We start from the raw sequence: 18,228 nt of genomic DNA, 5'->3' as shown, positions 1-18,228 counted from the left end.
CGTCACTTCCAGAGCTGGGTGGCAAACACTACAAGAATGCCGATGGGCGCCACATAGCGCATCAAGAACAGAGACAGGGTGAACAGCGCCGGGCTGCGAATCGACAATTCGTCACGCACCGCTTCACGCCCCATCACCCAACCGGCAAACAGCACAAAGCACAGCCCGCCGAGCGGCAACATGATCCGCGAGGTGAAGAAGTCGATCACACCAAAGAAGTCCAGACCGCCTGCGGCACCCCATTGGTAGAGATGGAACATCCCGCCTTCGTTCACGAAAAATTTCGCTTCCTTCCAGATATTGAAGGAAAACACCGTGCCCAGACCGACAAACCAGCAGGTGAACGCCAGCCAGAATGTCACCCACGCACGACTGATTTTAGTCCGCTCGACCAGATAGGCGACCATCGGCTCCAGCAGGGAAATCGCCGAACTCCAGGCAGCGATCGCCACCAGCACGAAGAACACCACGCCCATCAACTGACCGAACAGCACGTTACCGAACGCAAATGGCAGGCTGACGAACATCAGCCCAGGACCTTCACTCGGGTTCAAACCGCCGGCGAACACAATCGGAAACAATGCCAGACCGGCCACCAGCGAAACGAAGGTATCGAGCAGCGCCACACCCACGACGGTGCCGGACAGCGAGGCTTCCTTGGTCATGTAGGCGCCGTAGATCATGATCGAGCCCACGCCCACGCTCAGGGAGAAGAACGCGTGCCCCATGGCCGGCAGCAAGCCGTCGAGGACTTTCTCCGGGTGGAAGTCGAACATGAAGTGCACGCCTTCCATGAAATGCCCGGTGGTCATGCTGTAGCCCAGCAGAACGAGGACCATCACGAACAGCAGTGGCATCATGATCCGCAGGCTGCGCTCAAGCCCGGCGACCACGCCTTTGGCGATCACCACCGCCGACAGCAGCATGAACACCGTGTGCCACAGCGTGATGCGCCATGGGTCGGCGATGACATTACCGAAGTAGGCACCGACCTGATCGGCCGTCGCCCCCTGGAAATCCCCGCGCCCCATATCAATGATGTAATCCAGCGACCAGCCGCCGACCACACTGTAGAAAGACAGGATCAGCAACGCCGTGATCATCCCGGCGAACGCGCCCCACGACCACTTGCCCGAGTGCCCGGCCTCCAGCGCCAGCACCTTCAGGGCATTCGCCGGACTCTGGCGTGCACGCCGGCCGATCAGGGTTTCAGCGAGCATCACCGGAATGCCGATCAGCGCGATACACGCCAGAAACATCAGCACAAAGGCGCCGCCACCGTAGACCCCGACCATATAGGGGAACTTCCAGATGCTGCCCAGTCCCACGGCCGAACCGGTCGCGGCGAATATGAAAACCCAGCGGCTAGCCCAACTGCCGTGGACAGAAACCTTGTCTGTCGACATCGTTTATCACGCCCAAGCGTTAGAAAAAGAGGCCGCATTGTCCGGGATTCACTCAACCTGCTCAAGCACGCAGCATCACCGTAGCCGACAGCCGTTTATCTCCATATAATGCCGCCCCTATGGCTAAACAGAAGAAACACCCAACAGGGACCATCGCGCAGAACAAAAAGGCGCGACACGATTACTTCATCGAGCACAAGTTCGAGGCTGGTCTGGTCCTGGCCGGCTGGGAAGTAAAAAGTCTGCGGGCAAGCAAGCTGCAACTGGTCGACAGTTACGTCCTGCTCAAGGACGGCGAAGCCTGGCTGCTCGGCAGTCACATCACGCCGTTGATGACTGCCAGCACCCACGTCATCGCCGACCCGGTCCGCACCCGCAAGCTGCTGCTCAACCGCCGCGAGCTGGACAAACTGGCCGCCGCCGTACAGCAGAAGGGTTACGCCTGCGTGTGCCTGTCCTGGTACTGGAGCAAGCACATGGTCAAGTGCGAAATCGCTCTGGGCAAAGGCAAGAAGGAATACGACAAGCGTGATACCGAACGCGAACGCGATGCCGGTCGCGAATTGCAGCGTGCGGTGCGCAACAAGGGCAAGGAAGACTGATTCTTCTGCCTGAATGACCGTTCCCGCGCTCGCCACGGGAACGGTCATGCTTACATCCCTTTGCGCCGCTCGGCCCGAGCCATGCGCTGCACTTCCTGACGCACTTCTTCCAGCACTTCCTGCACATACAGAATGTGTCGGCTGGACACCTCACGTGCCTGCTCCGCCCGCCCTTCGATAATCGCCTGATACAGTTCCCGATGCTGCGTAATGAGCATGTCGCGGGTTTCCGTGCGCTGTTTGTACATGCCGCCGATGTTGGTCACCACGTTGCGCTTGAGCAGGTCGAACAACCCGCGAATGGTGTGCAGCAACACAGCGTTATGGCTGGCCTCGGCGATGGCCAGGTGAAACTTTGCGTCCGCCGCGCCCTCTTCCGCCCGACTTACCTCGTCGTGACGCGAGTAGCAGTCCTGCAATTCTTCAAACGCTGCGGTCAGTCGCTCGCGATCCACATCGGTGGCGCGCAATGCTGCGTAATAAGCGCACGATGCCTCCAGTGTGTGGCGAAATTCCAGCAGATCGCGCTGGGCTTCAGGATTGCTTTCCAGCAATTGCAGCAAAGGATCGCTGAAGGTCGAGCCCAGGCTTTCCACCACGTAATTGCCGCCGCCCTGCTTGCTGACCAGCAACCCCTTGGCCGCCAGTTTCTGGATCGCCTCACGCAGCGAAGGTCGGGAAACACCGAACTGCTCCGCCAATGTGCGCTCGGCCGGCAGGCGCTCGCCAGACTTCAGCGTGCCCTCGAGGATCATCCCCTCGAGCCGCTCGACAATATCGTCAGACAAACGGCGCTGACGTATCTGATCAAACCCCATCACTCAATTCTCCACGAGCCCGACCACTCGCCGGGCTCTCTATTCTGGCCTATCGGCGCCTTGCCGACACCTGCCAGATGAAACGCCCCGGACCGGATCAGATCGAGTCTGCACCGGTGATTCGACGAAAGTTTCAGGGCGGCAAATTGACACACCGACATCAAGGCTTTTACCCTAGCCAACAGCGATTGTAAATTGGTCTTACCAATTAACCAAGAACGCTGACAGTGCCTGACCAACAACAATTAGGGGCCACCCCATATGCAAACCTGGCAACAGCTCTACAGCCCGCTCGGCAGTCTCGGCGTGTCCGCACTCGCGGCCGTCATCCCCATCGTTTTCTTCTTCCTCGCCCTGGCGGTGTTTCGCCTCAAAGGCCATGTCGCCGGCAGCATCACGCTGGCCCTGGCGATTCTTGTGGCGATCTTTGCGTTCCAGATGCCGGTCGATATGGCGTTCGCCGCCGCCGGGTATGGTTTCGCCTATGGTCTGTGGCCGATTGCCTGGATCATTGTCGCGGCGGTGTTCCTCTACAAACTGACGGTCAAGAGTGGTCAGTTCGAAGTCATCCGCAGTTCGGTGCTGTCGATCACCGATGACCAGCGTCTGCAGGTGCTGCTGATTGGCTTCTGCTTCGGTGCTTTCCTCGAAGGTGCGGCCGGTTTCGGTGCGCCGGTGGCGATTACCGCCGCGCTGCTGGTAGGACTGGGCTTCAACCCGCTGTATGCCGCCGGCCTGTGCCTGATTGCCAACACCGCACCGGTCGCGTTCGGTGCCTTGGGAATTCCGATCATCGTCGCCGGGCAGGTCACCGGTATCGACGCGTTCAAGATCGGCGCCATGACCGGCCGCCAACTGCCGCTGCTGTCGCTGTTCGTGCCGTTCTGGCTGGTGTTCATGATGGATGGCCTGCGCGGCGTTCGCGAAACCTGGCCAGCCGCGCTGGTTGCCGGCCTGAGTTTCGCCGTGACCCAGTACTTCACCTCGAACTTCATCGGCCCGGAACTGCCGGACATCACCTCGGCCCTGGCCAGCCTGATCGCGCTGACTCTGTTCCTGAAAGTCTGGCAGCCGAAACGCACTGCGGGCGCACAGATCGCCGGTGCAACATCGAACGTCGCGGTCACCGCCAGCGTCGGCGGTTTCGGCCAGAAACGAACCACCATCGAATCCCCCTACAGCCTCGGGGAAATCTTCAAGGCCTGGTCGCCGTTCCTGATCCTCACCGTACTGGTCACCATCTGGACGCTCAAACCATTCAAGGCCATGTTCGCCGCTGGCGGTTCGATGTACGCCTGGGTGTTCAACTTCGCGATCCCGCACCTGGATCAACTGGTGATCAAGACTGCACCGATCGTCGCGACGCCGACAGCCATTCCGGCCGTGTTCAAACTCGACCCGATCTCCGCCACCGGCACGGCGATTTTCTTCTCCGCGCTGATCTCGATGGTCATCCTGAAGATCAATTTCAAAACTGGTCTGACCACTTTGAAAGAGACCTTCTACGAACTGCGCTGGCCAATCCTGTCGATCGGCATGGTGCTGGCGTTCGCCTTCGTGACCAACTATTCCGGCATGTCCTCGACCATGGCTCTGGTGCTGGCAGCGACCGGCGCGGCATTCCCGTTCTTCTCGCCGTTCCTGGGTTGGCTGGGCGTGTTCCTCACCGGTTCCGATACCTCGTCCAACGCGCTGTTCAGTTCACTGCAAGCAACCACCGCGCACCAGATCGGGGTCAACGACACCTTGCTGGTGGCGGCCAATACCAGCGGCGGCGTGACCGGCAAGATGATTTCGCCCCAGTCGATTGCCGTGGCCTGCGCCGCGACCGGGCTGGTGGGCAAAGAATCCGATCTGTTCCGCTTCACCCTCAAGCACAGCCTATTCTTTGCAACGATTGTCGGCCTGATCACCCTGGCTCAGGCCTACTGGTTCACCGGCATGCTGGTGCACTGATAACGACAAGAAGACTACAAGAAGCATGGAAATAACCGACGCCGGTTCGTGATTCCGGCGTCAGCAATTCACGACCCGGTCTGTAAGGCTGCTGAAAGCAACACGCTCTATATTCGGCAGCCTCACAGACGGATAACCGGGCCCACCCGGAGACACGCCTGATGAGCGAGCTTTTTTACAACGCAGTGCCCAACGCCACTCGCGTCGCACCGCCACAGCCCGAACCCCGGCAGTACCCGAGCGAGAAACCGTCGCGGGTCTACCTGTTCGGCACTTGCGTGGTCGACCTGTTTTATCCCGAAGCCGGGATGGACGCGATCCACTTGCTGGAGCGCGAAGGCATTCGGGTCGAGTACCCGCAAGGGCAGAGTTGCTGCGGACAACCGGCCTACACCTCGGGTTACACCGAGCAGGCGCGGACAGTGGCGCGCTCGCAACTGGCGCTGTTTGCCGGGAATTATCCGGTGGTGGTGCCGTCGGGTTCCTGCGCGGGAATGCTGCGCGAGCATTACGCCGACTTGTTCAAGGACGAGCCGGAAACGTTAAAACAGGTTCAGGCCCTCGCGGCCCGCACCTATGAACTGGCCGAGTTCCTGCTGTTCGTCTGCAAGGTGCAGCTCAAGGACAGTGGCGAGCCGGTGAAAGTGGCGCTGCACACCTCGTGTTCGGCACGACGGGAAATGAACACCCACCTGCACGGCCGCGAGTTGTTGGCGCAGTTGAGCAACGTGGAACGGGTCAACCATGACCATGAAAGCGAATGCTGTGGCTTCGGTGGGACATTCAGCGTCCGTATGCCAGACATTTCCGGCGCGATGGTGGCTGACAAGACCCGGGCGTTGAAGGAATCCGGTGCGCATCAGGTACTCAGTGCCGATTGCGGCTGCTTGATGAACATCAACGGCTCGCTGGAAAAACAGAAGGAAGCGCTGCGCGGGCAACACCTGGCGAGTTTCCTCTGGCAACGAACCGGAGGTGCGCGATGAGCACTTCCACGATTATTCCTACGGTTGCCGTAGAAGAAGATTTCCGCACCCGGGCGCACAACGCCCTGGGCGACCAGCAGTTACGGAACAACTTCCGCACTGCGATGGATTCATTGATGACCAAGCGGGCAGCGGCTTTCAGCGATGCCCACGAAAGAGAACACCTGCGTGAACTGGGCAATGCGATCCGTGCCCGCGCGCTCTCCAAGTTGCCCGACCTGCTCGAGCAACTGGAACAGAACCTGACCCGCAACGGTGTGACAGTGCACTGGGCGGAAACGGTGGACGAGGCCAATGGCATCGTCCTTTCGATCATCCGCGCTCACGAGGCGCGGCAAGTGATCAAGGGCAAATCGATGGTCAGCGAAGAGATGGAGATGAACCATTTCCTCGAGGCTCAGGACATTGAATGTCTGGAGTCCGACATGGGGGAGTACATCGTCCAGCTCGACCACGAGAAGCCTTCTCACATAATCATGCCGGCAATCCACAAGAATGCCGGTCAGGTCGCGTCCTTGTTCCACGACAAACTTGGCGTGGAATACACCAAGGACGTTGACCAACTCATTCAGATCGGTCGCAGGGTCCTGCGGCAGAAATTCTTCGAAGCGGACATCGGCGTCTCCGGCGTCAACTTCGCCGTGGCCGAAACCGGCACCCTGCTGCTAGTGGAAAACGAAGGCAACGGGCGCATGACCACCACTGTGCCGCCGGTGCACATCGCCGTTACCGGCATCGAAAAAGTTGTGGAAAACCTGCGTGACGTGGTGCCGCTGCTGTCGTTGCTGACTCGCTCGGCGCTGGGCATTCCGATCACCACCTACGTCAACATGATCTCCGGCCCGCGCAAGGAACACGAACTCGACGGCCCGCAGGAAGTGCATCTGGTGCTGCTCGACAACGGCCGCAGCCAGGCCTTTGCCGACAGCGAACTGCGCCAGACCCTGAACTGCATCCGCTGCGGCGCCTGCATGAATCATTGCCCGGTCTACACCCGCGTCGGCGGCCACACCTACGGCGAGGTCTACCCCGGCCCGATCGGCAAAATCATCACCCCGCACATGGTCGGCCTGGCGAAAGTCCCGGATCACCCGAGCGCCTCTTCGCTGTGCGGCGCCTGCGGTGAAGTGTGTCCGGTAAAAATTCCTATCCCCGCACTGCTGCGCCGCCTACGTGAAGAGAACGTCAAAGCCCCCGACAGCCCTCGTCAAGTGATGCGCGGCCAGGGCAGCAAGTATTCGCGCAAGGAACGCTTTATCTGGAACGCGTGGGCAAAGCTCAACAGCTCGCCGACCTTGTATCGACTGTTTGCATTTTTCGCCACGCGCCTGCGGGCCCTGGCGCCGAACAACGTCGGTCCGTGGACGCAGAACCACAGCGCTCCGAAACCCGCCGCCCGCTCACTGCATGACATGGCTCGCGAGCATCTGGCCAAACAAGGAGACCGTTGATGAGCGCCAAGCAAAACATCCTCGGCAAGTTGCGTAAAAGTCTGACGGGCACCACACCGATTGCCGACAACTTCGATGTCGATCTGGTGACCCAGCCTTACACCTACAGCGCCGAACAACGGATCCCGCAACTGCGCAAACTGATGGAAGCGGTGCACACCGAAATCCATCTGACGTCTGCTGAAGCGTGGCCGGCGCTGCTGGCGCAATTGCTGCGCGACCGTCAGTTGCCGAGCCTGTTGATCGCACCGACGACGCCCCACGGGCAGCGCATCACACAACACTGGGCGAACAATCCTGATCTGCCGGCGCTGAAATCCTACGACCGGCCGATGGAAGAGTGGAAAGCCGAGTTGTTCAACGACACCCCGGCCAGCCTCACCGGCACCCTCGGCGCCATTGCCGCCACCGGCAGCCTGATTCTGTGGCCGACCCGCGAAGAGCCACGGCTGATGAGCCTCGTACCGCCGGTGCATTTCGCCCTGCTTAAAGCCAGTCAGATCCGCGACAACTTCTATCAGGTCCAACAGGAATTCGAGTGGGCACAGGGCATGCCGACCAACGCCTTGCTTGTGTCCGGCCCGTCGAAAACCGCCGACATCGAACAAGTGCTGGCCTACGGCGCCCACGGCCCGAAAGACCTGGTGGTGTTGATCCTGGAGGACCAATGACCTTACCGGCGACTTTCCTGCGCGATGCGCAGCAACTGATTCCTGCCGAACGGCGTTTCGACGATCCGCTGTCGACACTGGCCTTCGGCACCGATGCCAGTTTCTACCGACTGATTCCACAACTGGTGATCCGCGTAGAATCCGAAGATGAGGTGGTGGCGCTGCTGAAACTGGCCCAGCGTGATCAGGTCCCGGTGACCTTCCGCGCCGCCGGCACCAGCCTTTCCGGCCAGGCGATCAGCGATTCGGTGCTGATCGTGCTTGGGGATAACTGGAACGCTCGTGAGATTCGAGGGCAAGGCACGCAAATCCGCTTGCAACCGGGCGTGATCGGTGCCCAGGCCAACGCCTGGCTCGCGCCATTCGGGCGCAAGATCGGTCCGGATCCCGCGTCGATCAATGCCTGCAAGATCGGCGGCATCGTTGCCAACAACGCCAGCGGCATGTGCTGCGGCACCGCGCAAAACACCTACCACACGCTGGCCGGGATTCGTCTGGTGTTGGCCGATGGCACCCGACTCGACACCGAGGACGCTTCCAGTGTCGCGGCGTTTCGAACGAGCCACAGTGAATTGCTGGAACGCCTGGCGACATTGGGCCGAGAGACTCGCGCCAATGCGGAACTGGCCGCACGAATCCGCCACAAATACCGTCTGAAAAATACCACTGGCCTGTCACTCAATGCCCTGGTGGATTTCGATGAGCCTGTGGATATCTTGAGCCACTTGCTGGTGGGCTCCGAAGGCACCCTCGGCTTTATCAGCGCGGTGACTTACGACACGGTGATCGACCACCCGAACAAGGCCTCGGCGTTGATCGTTTTCCCCGACGTGGAAACCTGCTGCAACGCCGTCACCGTGCTGAAAAGCCAACCGGTGTCCGCCGTGGAACTGCTTGACCGCCGCAGTCTGCGCTCGGTGCAGGACAAACCCGGCATGCCGGATTTCGTACAGCAGTTGTCGAACAACTCCTGCGCACTGCTGATTGAATCCCGCGCCGCTTCTTCCACGTTGCTGCAGGAACAACTGGCGCAGATCATGGCCTCTCTCGGCGGTTTCCCGGTGGAAAAACAGGTCGACTTCACCGAAGACCCGTTCGAAAACGCCCGCCTCTGGGCGATCCGCAAGGACACCTTCCCCGCCGTCGGCGCCGTTCGCAAGACCGGCACCACGGTGATCATCGAAGACGTCACCTTCCCGGTGGAACAACTGGCCATCGGTGTGAATCGTTTGATCGAGTTGTTCGACAAACATCACTACGACGAAGCGATCCTTTTCGGACACGCACTGGAAGGCAATCTGCACTTCGTCTTCACCCAAGGCTTCAACAGCCCGGAAGAAGTCGCACGCTATCAGGCGTTCATGGATGACGTGGCACAACTGGTGGCCGTGGAGTTCGGCGGTTCGCTGAAGGCCGAACACGGCACCGGACGCAACATGGCGCCGTTTGTCGAACTGGAATGGGGCAGCGATGCCTATCAATTGATGTGGCAGCTCAAGCGACTGCTCGATCCCCAAGGCATTCTCAACCCGGACGTGGTGCTCAGCGAAGACCCGCAGATCCACCTCAAGCACCTGAAGCCGCTGCCGGCGGCCGACGAGATTGTGGATAAATGCATCGAGTGCGGTTTCTGCGAGCCGGTTTGCCCATCGAAAGGCCTGACCCTGAGCCCGCGCCAGCGCATCGTGATCTGGCGCGACATCCAGGCAAGAAAGCGCGCCGGAATCGACACCAACGAACTGGAAAAAGCCTACGAGTACCAAGGCATCGACACCTGCGCCGCGACCGGTTTGTGTGCCCAGCGTTGTCCTGTAGGCATCAACACCGGCGAGTTGGTGAAAAAGCTTCGCAACCGTCACGCCACGCATCAGAAAGCCGCCAACTGGATCGAAGGAAATTTCGCCACCACCCTGCAAGGGGCGCGCTTCACCCTGCACGTGGCTAACGGTGCGCGGATGCTGCTGGGAGCACCGCGTCTGGCGAAGCTGTCGGCGACGCTGACGCGCCTGTCCAAAGGCCAGGTGCCGCAATGGACCAACGCCATGCCGCAGCCGGAAAAAGCCATTCGCCTCAATTCGACCGTCTCGGACGAACGCCCGCGCGTGGTGTATCTGGCGGCCTGCGTATCGCGTGTGATGGGACCGGCAGCCGGCGACAAGGAGCAGATGTCGCTGTACGACAAAACCCGTGCCCTGCTGGAAAAGGCCGGTTATCAGGTGGTGTTCCCGGACAATCTGGACAACCTCTGCTGCGGCCAGCCGTTCGCCTCCAAAGGCTATGCCGAACAGGCCGAGCACAAGCGTCAGGAACTGATCGGCGCCTTGCTGCACGCCAGCCGTGGCGGACTCGATCCGATCTATTGCGACACCAGCCCCTGTACCTTGCGACTGGTGCAGGATGTGGGAAATGTTCGCCTTGATCTGTATGACCCTGTGCGTTTTATCCGTACGCATCTGATCGACCGACTGGAGTTCATCCCGCAGGAAGCACCGATTGCCGTTCATGTGACGTGCAGCACGCAGCATCTGGGGGAAAGCCAGGCGCTGATCGACCTGGCGCGCAAGTGCAGCAACAACGTGGTCATCCCTGAAGGCATTCATTGCTGCGGCTTTGCCGGCGACAAGGGCTTCACCACACCGGAGTTAAACAGTCATTCCCTGCGCACCCTCAAGGATGCGGTGCAGCATTGCAGCGAAGGGATTTCCACCAGCCGCACCTGTGAGATCGGTCTGACGCAGCACGGCGGAATCGACTACCACGGACTGGTCTATCTGGTGGATCGAGTAACCCGGGCCAAACCCCGTGAAACCGCCACCTGAAGAAAAATAGAACCCCTGCGAACGAGCGCAGTCCACAGAACAGGCCCCGAACAATCGGGGCTTTTCCTCCATTCGGTTGCCCGTCCTGACGGCCAGCGAAGTCGGGATCCCTCAGTTCAAGGAGATTCATATGAAACGTTCTGTACTGTTAGGTCTGTTCGTTACTGCCTCGATGATGGCTTCCACGTCCTTTGCTGCAGACAAGCCTGCCGACCTGTGCGATGCCAACATCCAGACCATCAACAATGCCAAGGGGCAGCTGTCATCGTCGCCCGAACTGAGTCAGCGTGCTGAAACCAGCGTGCAAAAGGCTCAGGCACTCAAGGCCCAGGGCAAGATCGATGACTGCGTTGCGGAAACCTCGCAAACCATTCTGGAACTGCGCAAATCCAGCGGCACCAACAATTGATCCAGGCCCGGCCAACCTTCGGGTTGGCCTTGCGGGCCGTTTGGCGTACACTGCGCGTGCTTGTTGCTCGAACAGATGTACCGGGCAATGAGTTCGGGGCCGTTTAGGATTCGACGCCGGTTGCGAAACTCTAGGTGCATGCCGACTTGGTAACAGAAGTCGTAAATCCACTGTTGCAACTTCTTATAGTTGCCAATGACGACCAATACGGTGCTGCTCTCGCTGCTTAATTGCAGCTGACATGCACTCCTGGTGCCTTCGGGCCCAGCAATCATCAGGGGATGTCTGTAAACCCGAAATGATTGTCATATAGAACAGAATCGCCGTGCAGTACGTTGTGGACGAAGCGGCTAAAACTTACACAACTCGCCCAAAGCACCCTGCCCGTCGGGTCGCTGAGGGTTAACTTAATAGACACGGCTACGCATGTAGTACCGACAGCGGAGTACTGGCGGACGGGGGTTCAAATCCCCCCGGCTCCACCAACTCTCAACGACAAGGCCCGCCAAGTGCGGGCCTTGTCGCATCTGGGGATTCATATCCGGAGAGCTCATGCGCCAGGCACTGCTGATCATCGACGTACAGCCCTGCTTTTCCCCGCCGCAATGGCTGGTCGACGGCATCCGGTCGCTCATCGGCACGCTGCCCAGCGTCGCCACGGTCGAGCGTCACGACGAAAGCCGCACCCCTTTCCAGCGCCAGCTCGGCTGGCATCCGGCGGCGGACGATGAGAGCCTGATCGATGCGGATCGTATTTTCATCAAGCACGGTTATGTGCCGTCGATGGACACGATCGAGTATCTGAAAAGCCTGAATCTGGATCGTGTGCTGGTTTGTGGTCTGCAGACCGAGACCTGTTGTCTCGCTGCCGGTTTTGCGCTGTTTGATGCTGGGTTGCAGCCGACGTTGCTGACCGATCTCACCGTGGGTTCTTCGCTGGATCGTTCGGGTGGATTGGGCGTGAAGTTATGGGAACATCACTTCAAGCACACTCTGACGTCGAGTGAACTTCGCTCCTGCCTGCACACGTCCTAGGAAATTTCCCGCAGCACGCGTCGATTTTAATGTGATGGTTCAAGATGCTTCCGAGCACTAGTCTTCGCAGATGGTTTAAAAAAGGAATTCGCCGGGAGCCTGAACCATAGAGCGTTGTCATGAAAAAGACACTCGAAGCCAAATGAAAAAAAAGGGAGGGAGGGGGGGGGGGGGCAGATTGATTTCATTGAAAATAAATCTGTCCCCTTTTCAACGAAAGAATGGCTAGTTCTGCTTCGAGGACGGTGTCACATTTGGCAATTTCTTGAGAGCTTAAAGGGGAAACCTGAAGGCAATTTAGGAAGGGGGCAATTGAACTTACCCCCCTCCCCACGCATCGCCTATTCAGGACTTCGGTGCATTTCAAAGGATCCCAAAAAGCACATGGTATTTTAGGATCACTGGCAGGATGGCTACTTAATGGGGCCCCAAGAACCGGTCGCCATTGAAGTGGATCATATGGGTAGGCGCATCAGCAACCCAGACCTCAGTTTCCCAAGCCAGGACTGACAAATACTTAACCATGGTTTTTCGATCTGGGAAGGCGCTGACATAGACAAGCCCAGCTTTAGCGGATGAAAATAGTTTAGCGAGCTCGCTATGGCGTTTCCCGTCAACTGGGCCGTGGGAAGTTACCGACTCAATAAGTAATAGCCAATCACGCTCAGGCCAATACAACACGACGTCTGGAAGTTTTCCTTTTCGGTCAACCACAACTCCTAGTTCGGCTAGGCGTTCTTTATCAAAGAAATCTTCTTTCGCTCCAGTATCCCCTAAGTAGATAACCTCCGCACCAGGTGCAAATCTAGGTCCGAACTCAGTAACGATGTCACTAATTAGTTGGCTATGGGCGCCGGGACTTAGTTTAATTTGTGTTTTTCCGTTTAGAACAAGAGGAATTAACTCCATTTCTCTACCCATAGCATACTGAGAAATTAGCGTTGGAGATGCTTGCAACCATTTTGCTAGCGCAGCATTCCAATCAGAGGTCCCATAAGTCAGTAAAACATGAAATAGTTCTAGTGCAATTTGATAACAGGCACTTGGAGAGTTAACTGGCCGATCAGGCTTGTCTGGATTATAGAGGCATAATCCTGCATCAACAAACTGGTGTAGTGTCTGCCGGCGGAATGTCTCTCTTGTATTCGGCGCATACTCTTTGCCGTACTTCTCCCTGACCCAAGTCATTATAGGGGTAACACCAATAAGTGGGCGCTGTAATTCGCTCCAAGATTGATCGGGCGCCAAATTCAAAAGAGCTAATAAAGTCAGGGCTGTTCTTTCATTATGCTGGGCTTTCGGAAGCCCAAGCAAAATCAATATCTTAAGCGCGTCATCAATTTTTTGTTGGGCGTCCATTGGGCTATTTCGCTCTCCGGTCATTCGAAAAATCTCTTCATCAATGAAATTATCTATTTCCATTTGCGTCGGAATGCGATCTTCCACGCAGGCGCCCAGCCGGAGCAAAGAATCCTTTGAAGGATAATTCAGGTTTTTTAGGTCTGTCGCATTAACCTGAGTGTGGCCGCCGAAATTCCTGTAATACTTATCGAGCAAAGTGCTATTCAAATAGATAAATAATCCACGAGCAATCATAGGATCAAAACCTATTTTCCCGGTGTGGAATACATTTAGGCCATTATCTAACCCAATGAGTTCTCCCGGTAGCTCTCCTTCATATAAGGTCGCGACAATTCGACGCTTTTCTTCCTTCGAGCTGAAGCGTCGCACAAATACAAATGAGCCATTATTAGCCCAGAGTGATTTTTTTGTATCGGGCGTTACATCTATCGCATTTGGCTTTTTTCCTATCTTAGGCCAGTTAACGCGTAACCCCAAGTGATTTGGTCCAAGCAATGGTACGGAATTATTATCCTTGCTGTCTTTCAGGTATTCCTTGGCGCGAAAACTTACCACGGGACCAGTCGAAACGCTGACGTTCAAATCCTGTAGTTTTGAAGAAAAAATTTCTAGCTTTTTGATGACAGCTCGGTCTCTGTCGTTCGCTGCGATATGGAAGAATTTTTCTTTATCATTAGGGTAAACTATACTGCTAAAATCGACACGTCGAATTGTCATATCGGACGCTGTAATAGTGTCGGACTCTTCATCTAGATGAAAATCAGATGATGGGCTTGAGGTAATAGTTACCGCACCTTGTCTTTTGCCTTTTGTTAAATGAATGATGATATTTTCTTGAAGTACTTCATCATCGGAAAAGGCCATGTTCCGGCTGTCAAAAATATGAATATGGTTAATTGCGCTGGTTTCGATTATTAGCTCGCGAAAAGCTTGATAGTAAGGGCCATTACAAAAGGATCGTGGGATTATAGCAATAAGTTCCCCATCTGGAAGAAGTTGCTTCAGGGCCAGAGAAACGAATCCCGAATACAGGTTCACTGACTCAATCCCTGCGCTGCGAAGCAGTTGCCTATGATCGCTTGTGGCTGAAATTTTTTTGTACGGCGGATTCATTAATACATGGGTGTATTTTTGCTCTACTTGCATGAGGCTATTTAGCAAAGCGCTGCGTATGTAATCTAGACCTTGCAGTGAAGTGTTGGCAGCTACTGATCTAGCAACTAATTCCTTCTTACATACTTGCAGGGTTCTATCTAGGAATGGATGTAATATGGGGTCTATCTCAAAGGCATCAATTGACAAACTAGTGGCAGAACCCCTACTAACTACTTCGTCAGTGAACGCGGCAGTTAATGAGCCTGGCCCTGCGCCGGGATCAAGTAGTTTAATAGTGCCTTTTATGCTTTCAAACAAACTAGCCATGTAAAGCGCAATAGGCTTAGGCGTAAAAAACTGCCCTAATGAAGGTTTGGTTTTTTTGTTGAGTTTAGAGTTCGCTTCGGATCGATAACTTTCAACTTCGTTCAAAATACTCAATTGCATGCTCGCCAGCTTAAAAATCATACGTGATTTTATCATGGTTAGGACGTGCCAGTTCGTCCGAGCCTACGGCATTTCTAGAGTTTGATTTGCTCGTAGGTGGGGGCCAAGCACCTGCTTATGTCGCTGTATGGCTTCAGGTCGAATGTCCGCTCTTGGCCGAAAGCGGCCTGTTGCTGCTGTCGACTAATCGCTCGCACAGCTGGCGGCCTGATGATTGAAGACCGCTAACCGCATCTATTGGGCAGGCCGGGAGCGGGAGCGGGAGCGGGAGCTCTCTTTCCTTCAGCATCATAGGCATGACCTCGCTCATTGATTTCTCATGCATCAAAAACGTTACACAAGATAGCAGAGTTACACGCCTCAAGACTGGTGTGCAAAGTTGATGCAATTTACAAAATACTCAACAAATACAATAGCTTACAAATAATCGCCACGCTATTACATGAGTCACACCATATTTGGAGGGATGTATCCCCCACACCCCGGAAGCATCAATCCCACCAGCGAACGTCAGGTGTGTCCCTCCTAGTGCCTGGGGCTACTGAGGCTTTCCTTTAGACACGGGATCGGAAACCCGCGGGAACGTGTTAGCTGAAAAATGCCCAGCTTAGTAAACAGGTGACCACGCAGTTCACCAGTGCATTCGCACAAGGTACTGTGAGGTCGCCGGGGACCCTGAGTATTTCTTAATGACACGGGGCATAAACCCGCGTGACCTTGGTGGTGGCTAATTATTTTACATTGGTTGACAGTCAAAGGTGTGCGGAATTATCAACGCAAAAGACCATCGTTACGAATGCGGGAACGATGGTCTTTGTTCAACCAGATCCTTTCGATTTCAATGACTGAAAATTCAGTAAGCTGGTGGGCCTGCCACTACCAAGATCTCGCGGGTTTCCGCCCCCGTATGATCCTAAAGCCTCCAGGGGCCCGGCAGCCGAGCGATTCGATGGGCGAAGCATTGATCAGCTTTTACGGAGGGGGAACCAAGAAGGAAGGCGTTCGCGGAAGCTCTTGGATCGAACTTTCCATGTCCCATTGTTGAAAACGACAAACCAATGTGTAACCGGACCTAATGTTTGGTCGAAAGGAACTCTCACCACGAATCGCTCGAAAGCATTCGGTTCAATCTTCACCGGATCGCCCTCATTGATCTTCTTGAGAAATTGACCACTATTTCGCCAAGCAACAAATCGTTTCCCGCCCGCACACTCGATGCCTACGTCCTCAACATAAGCAGGAATGGAGCTTATGTTTCTAACCTTAAATTTATGGCTTTCCAGTAGGGTATAACCGTGGTACGGCTCATGGTTCTGCTGCGTCCTAAATTGGGTTGCATGAAAATCCGCTATTTCCTCAACATCAACTCGGATGCGAGCCCGTCCTCTCCTGAAATCGATGAATGCCTTGATCAATGCACCAGGCTTCAAAGCACTCAATATGCCAAAAACGCCTACCGCCGCTAACGCTGCCCACCAACTCAGAAAATGTTCTGTCATCCATGCCCACATATTTGCCCCGCGATGTCAGTTAGCTGATGGTCACATAATAGATGCAAGCTGATGCCGTGAAGACGTGATAATGGGGTAGATACAACCGGGAGAATGGCCGTACCGTGTTTTTTGTATCCCAAAAATATCACCAACAAATTTAGGTCAATGATTACAAGCTCTTAAGAGACTGGTTCAAACGACCCGACCCCAACTCTTAACGTCAAGGCCCGCCAAGTACGGGCCTTGTCGCATCTGGGGATTTTTTATCCGGAGAGCGAACTTCGCTCCTCCCTACCAGCATCCTAGGAAATTTCCCTCAACCCGCGTCGACTTCCATGAACTAGCCCCCCCGCCCCTACCCGGTTACCCTCCACCCCTCGCAACAAACAGGTGAACGGCACTACCCCGCCGAAGCGCAAGGATCACCCTCACATGGAGTCCGGTCATGAAAAAAGACACCCACGATCCATCCGAAAATTCCCCGGTTGCCGAGTCCAGGACGATCTCGACTTCCGATCACCCCATTACTGTTTCCCGCAGGCGCAACTCCCGACTCCTCCCGGTTGATCAGATCTTCAGCGTGCGTCCCGACGTCGACCTGGTCACGCTGTTGACCCACGCCAGCCAGAATCTCGCGGCGCTCAATATGATGGCGCATGATCTCGTCCATCGACCGGATGAGGTGCAACGTGCGCGGATCGTTGCGATGCATCAGTTGGCGGGGTTGGCGGAGATGCTGGTCAGCAGCGCCCTGAGCAAACTTGATCCACTGCAGCAGGCGGCCGATTCGAAGCCGGTTATCTGCCACTGACCCTCTTGAAAGAGCCGAAATCAGGCGACTTGGCGTCTTGAACGAAGGTGCTGCGAGATGAATTTTTCTTCACTGCTCCGCTTCCGCCAAAGCTGTAAAGTCCGCTCGCTCATTCAAGAAACTACGGTTCGCCCGCTCTCCTGCGGGCTTTTTTTTGCCCGGAATTTGGCCACGCGTTTGTATTTTCCCGCCCACCGCGCAATTCTGGCGATCAACCCCGCCCCCCGGAGCCCCCAATGCCGCTGTTGACCCTCCCCTGCCAACGCCTGACGCTCGCGGTGCTCTCCCCGGATCAGGCGTCTCTGGAAAGTGATTTCTACCAACGCAACCAACGCCATCTCGCCCCGTGGTCACCGATCCGCACCACCGACTACTTCTCCACCGAACAGATCCGCCGACGCCTCGAAGTGCAGGCCAGCGCTTTCGAAGCCGGGCTGGCGGTGCATATGGCGTTGCTGACTCCGGATGGCGAGCAAATGATCGGCGCCTGCAACTTCAGCGGGATCATTCGTGGCGCGTTCCAGGCCTGTTATCTGGGTTATCACATCGATGCAGCCCACCAGGGTCAGGGTCTGATGCAGGAAGCGCTGGAGTCTGCGATCGCCTACATGTTCGAGACCCAGAACCTGCACCGGATCATGGCCAATTACATTCCCGGCAACGAACGCAGTGCGCGGCTGCTTGAGCGCCTTGGGTTCGAGAAAGAAGGCTACGCCAAGGCGTATCTGAACATTGCCGGGCGCTGGCAGGACCATGTGCTGACGGCGCTGGTCAATCCGGGGTTTGAGGCGCCGGATCAGCGCTGGTCGCGACGACTCGCGTGAGTTTTACAATTTGTTAAGCATTGACGAAGTATGCTCTCGCCTC

The 18,228-nt window shown here is 56.4% G+C and carries 14 protein-coding genes and 1 other RNA gene; 11 read left to right on the top strand and 4 right to left on the bottom strand.

All coding sequences use genetic code 11. From position 1 onward, the window contains the following. Window positions 1-2: 2 nt before the first annotated feature. Window positions 3-1,406: a sodium-dependent transporter gene (locus ACKLNA_RS17515; protein ID WP_408986597.1), complete on the bottom strand. Its 1,404-nt coding sequence runs from the start codon at window positions 1,404-1,406 to the stop codon at window positions 3-5. A 119-nt stretch (window positions 1,407-1,525) separates the two neighbouring features. Here ACKLNA_RS17515 and smpB point away from each other — a divergent pair, with 119 nt between their 5' ends. Next, window positions 1,526-2,008 (top strand): SsrA-binding protein SmpB, encoded by a 483-nt coding sequence (smpB, locus tag ACKLNA_RS17510; protein WP_007953781.1) that lies wholly within the window; start codon window positions 1,526-1,528, stop codon window positions 2,006-2,008. A 50-nt stretch (window positions 2,009-2,058) separates the two neighbouring features. On the opposite strand, the gene ACKLNA_RS17505 is transcribed toward smpB, so the two are convergent. After that, window positions 2,059-2,826, bottom strand: a complete 768-nt coding sequence (locus ACKLNA_RS17505) for an FCD domain-containing protein (protein WP_085729535.1) — start codon at window positions 2,824-2,826, stop codon at window positions 2,059-2,061. 261 nt (window positions 2,827-3,087) lie between these two features. Here ACKLNA_RS17505 and ACKLNA_RS17500 point away from each other — a divergent pair, with 261 nt between their 5' ends. The 8 genes from ACKLNA_RS17500 (at window position 3,088) to ACKLNA_RS17465 (ending at window position 12,153) form a co-directional block, all read left to right on the top strand. Next, on the top strand, window positions 3,088-4,782 hold the full coding sequence (locus tag ACKLNA_RS17500) for a lactate permease LctP family transporter (protein ID WP_085729534.1): 1,695 nt from the start codon (window positions 3,088-3,090) through the stop codon (window positions 4,780-4,782). Between the two features lie 161 nt (window positions 4,783-4,943). Next, window positions 4,944-5,768 carry a (Fe-S)-binding protein gene (locus tag ACKLNA_RS17495; RefSeq protein WP_408986596.1) on the top strand — a complete coding sequence of 275 codons (825 nt, stop codon included), beginning with the start codon at window positions 4,944-4,946 and terminating at the stop codon, window positions 5,766-5,768. Continuing rightward, window positions 5,765-7,219, top strand: a complete 1,455-nt coding sequence (locus ACKLNA_RS17490) for a LutB/LldF family L-lactate oxidation iron-sulfur protein (RefSeq protein ID WP_408986595.1) — start codon at window positions 5,765-5,767, stop codon at window positions 7,217-7,219. Before ACKLNA_RS17495 ends, ACKLNA_RS17490 begins: the two co-directional genes overlap by 4 nt. Further along, window positions 7,219-7,890: a lactate utilization protein gene (locus ACKLNA_RS17485; protein WP_085746872.1), complete on the top strand. Its 672-nt coding sequence runs from the start codon at window positions 7,219-7,221 to the stop codon at window positions 7,888-7,890. The genes ACKLNA_RS17490 and ACKLNA_RS17485 overlap by 1 nt, the downstream gene beginning before the upstream one ends. Beyond that, window positions 7,887-10,709: an FAD-binding and (Fe-S)-binding domain-containing protein gene (locus tag ACKLNA_RS17480; RefSeq protein WP_408986594.1), complete on the top strand. Its 2,823-nt coding sequence runs from the start codon at window positions 7,887-7,889 to the stop codon at window positions 10,707-10,709. The genes ACKLNA_RS17485 and ACKLNA_RS17480 overlap by 4 nt, the downstream gene beginning before the upstream one ends. Window positions 10,710-10,839: 130 nt before the next feature. Continuing rightward, a complete protein-coding gene (locus ACKLNA_RS17475) occupies window positions 10,840-11,118 on the top strand; it encodes a hypothetical protein (protein ID WP_192552867.1) in 279 nt (92 codons plus the stop codon). Between the two features lie 95 nt (window positions 11,119-11,213). Next, window positions 11,214-11,603: a transfer-messenger RNA gene (gene ssrA, locus ACKLNA_RS17470) on the top strand. A 67-nt stretch (window positions 11,604-11,670) separates the two neighbouring features. Continuing rightward, window positions 11,671-12,153: an isochorismatase family protein gene (locus ACKLNA_RS17465; RefSeq protein WP_408986593.1), complete on the top strand. Its 483-nt coding sequence runs from the start codon at window positions 11,671-11,673 to the stop codon at window positions 12,151-12,153. 417 nt (window positions 12,154-12,570) lie between these two features. On the opposite strand, the gene ACKLNA_RS17460 is transcribed toward ACKLNA_RS17465, so the two are convergent. Both ACKLNA_RS17460 and ACKLNA_RS17455 read right to left on the bottom strand, forming a co-directional pair. Beyond that, a complete protein-coding gene (locus ACKLNA_RS17460; protein WP_408986592.1) occupies window positions 12,571-15,057 on the bottom strand; it encodes a BsuBI/PstI family type II restriction endonuclease in 2,487 nt (828 codons plus the stop codon). 965 nt (window positions 15,058-16,022) lie between these two features. After that, window positions 16,023-16,568 (bottom strand): hypothetical protein, encoded by a 546-nt coding sequence (locus ACKLNA_RS17455; RefSeq protein ID WP_408986591.1) that lies wholly within the window; start codon window positions 16,566-16,568, stop codon window positions 16,023-16,025. Window positions 16,569-16,995: 427 nt separating this feature from the next. On the opposite strand from ACKLNA_RS17455, the gene ACKLNA_RS17450 reads away from it, so the two are divergent. Next, window positions 16,996-17,361, top strand: a complete 366-nt coding sequence (locus ACKLNA_RS17450) for a DUF6124 family protein (protein ID WP_408986590.1) — start codon at window positions 16,996-16,998, stop codon at window positions 17,359-17,361. 236 nt (window positions 17,362-17,597) lie between these two features. Further along, window positions 17,598-18,185, top strand: a complete 588-nt coding sequence (gene rimJ, locus ACKLNA_RS17445) for a ribosomal protein S5-alanine N-acetyltransferase (protein ID WP_408986589.1) — start codon at window positions 17,598-17,600, stop codon at window positions 18,183-18,185. Window positions 18,186-18,228 lie beyond the last annotated feature (43 nt).

The sequence above is a fragment of the Pseudomonas sp. UV AK001 genome (assembly GCF_046097675.1).
In the GTDB taxonomy this organism is placed as follows: domain Bacteria; phylum Pseudomonadota; class Gammaproteobacteria; order Pseudomonadales; family Pseudomonadaceae; genus Aquipseudomonas; species Aquipseudomonas kribbensis.
This window is presented reverse-complemented; position numbering and strand designations above follow the sequence as displayed.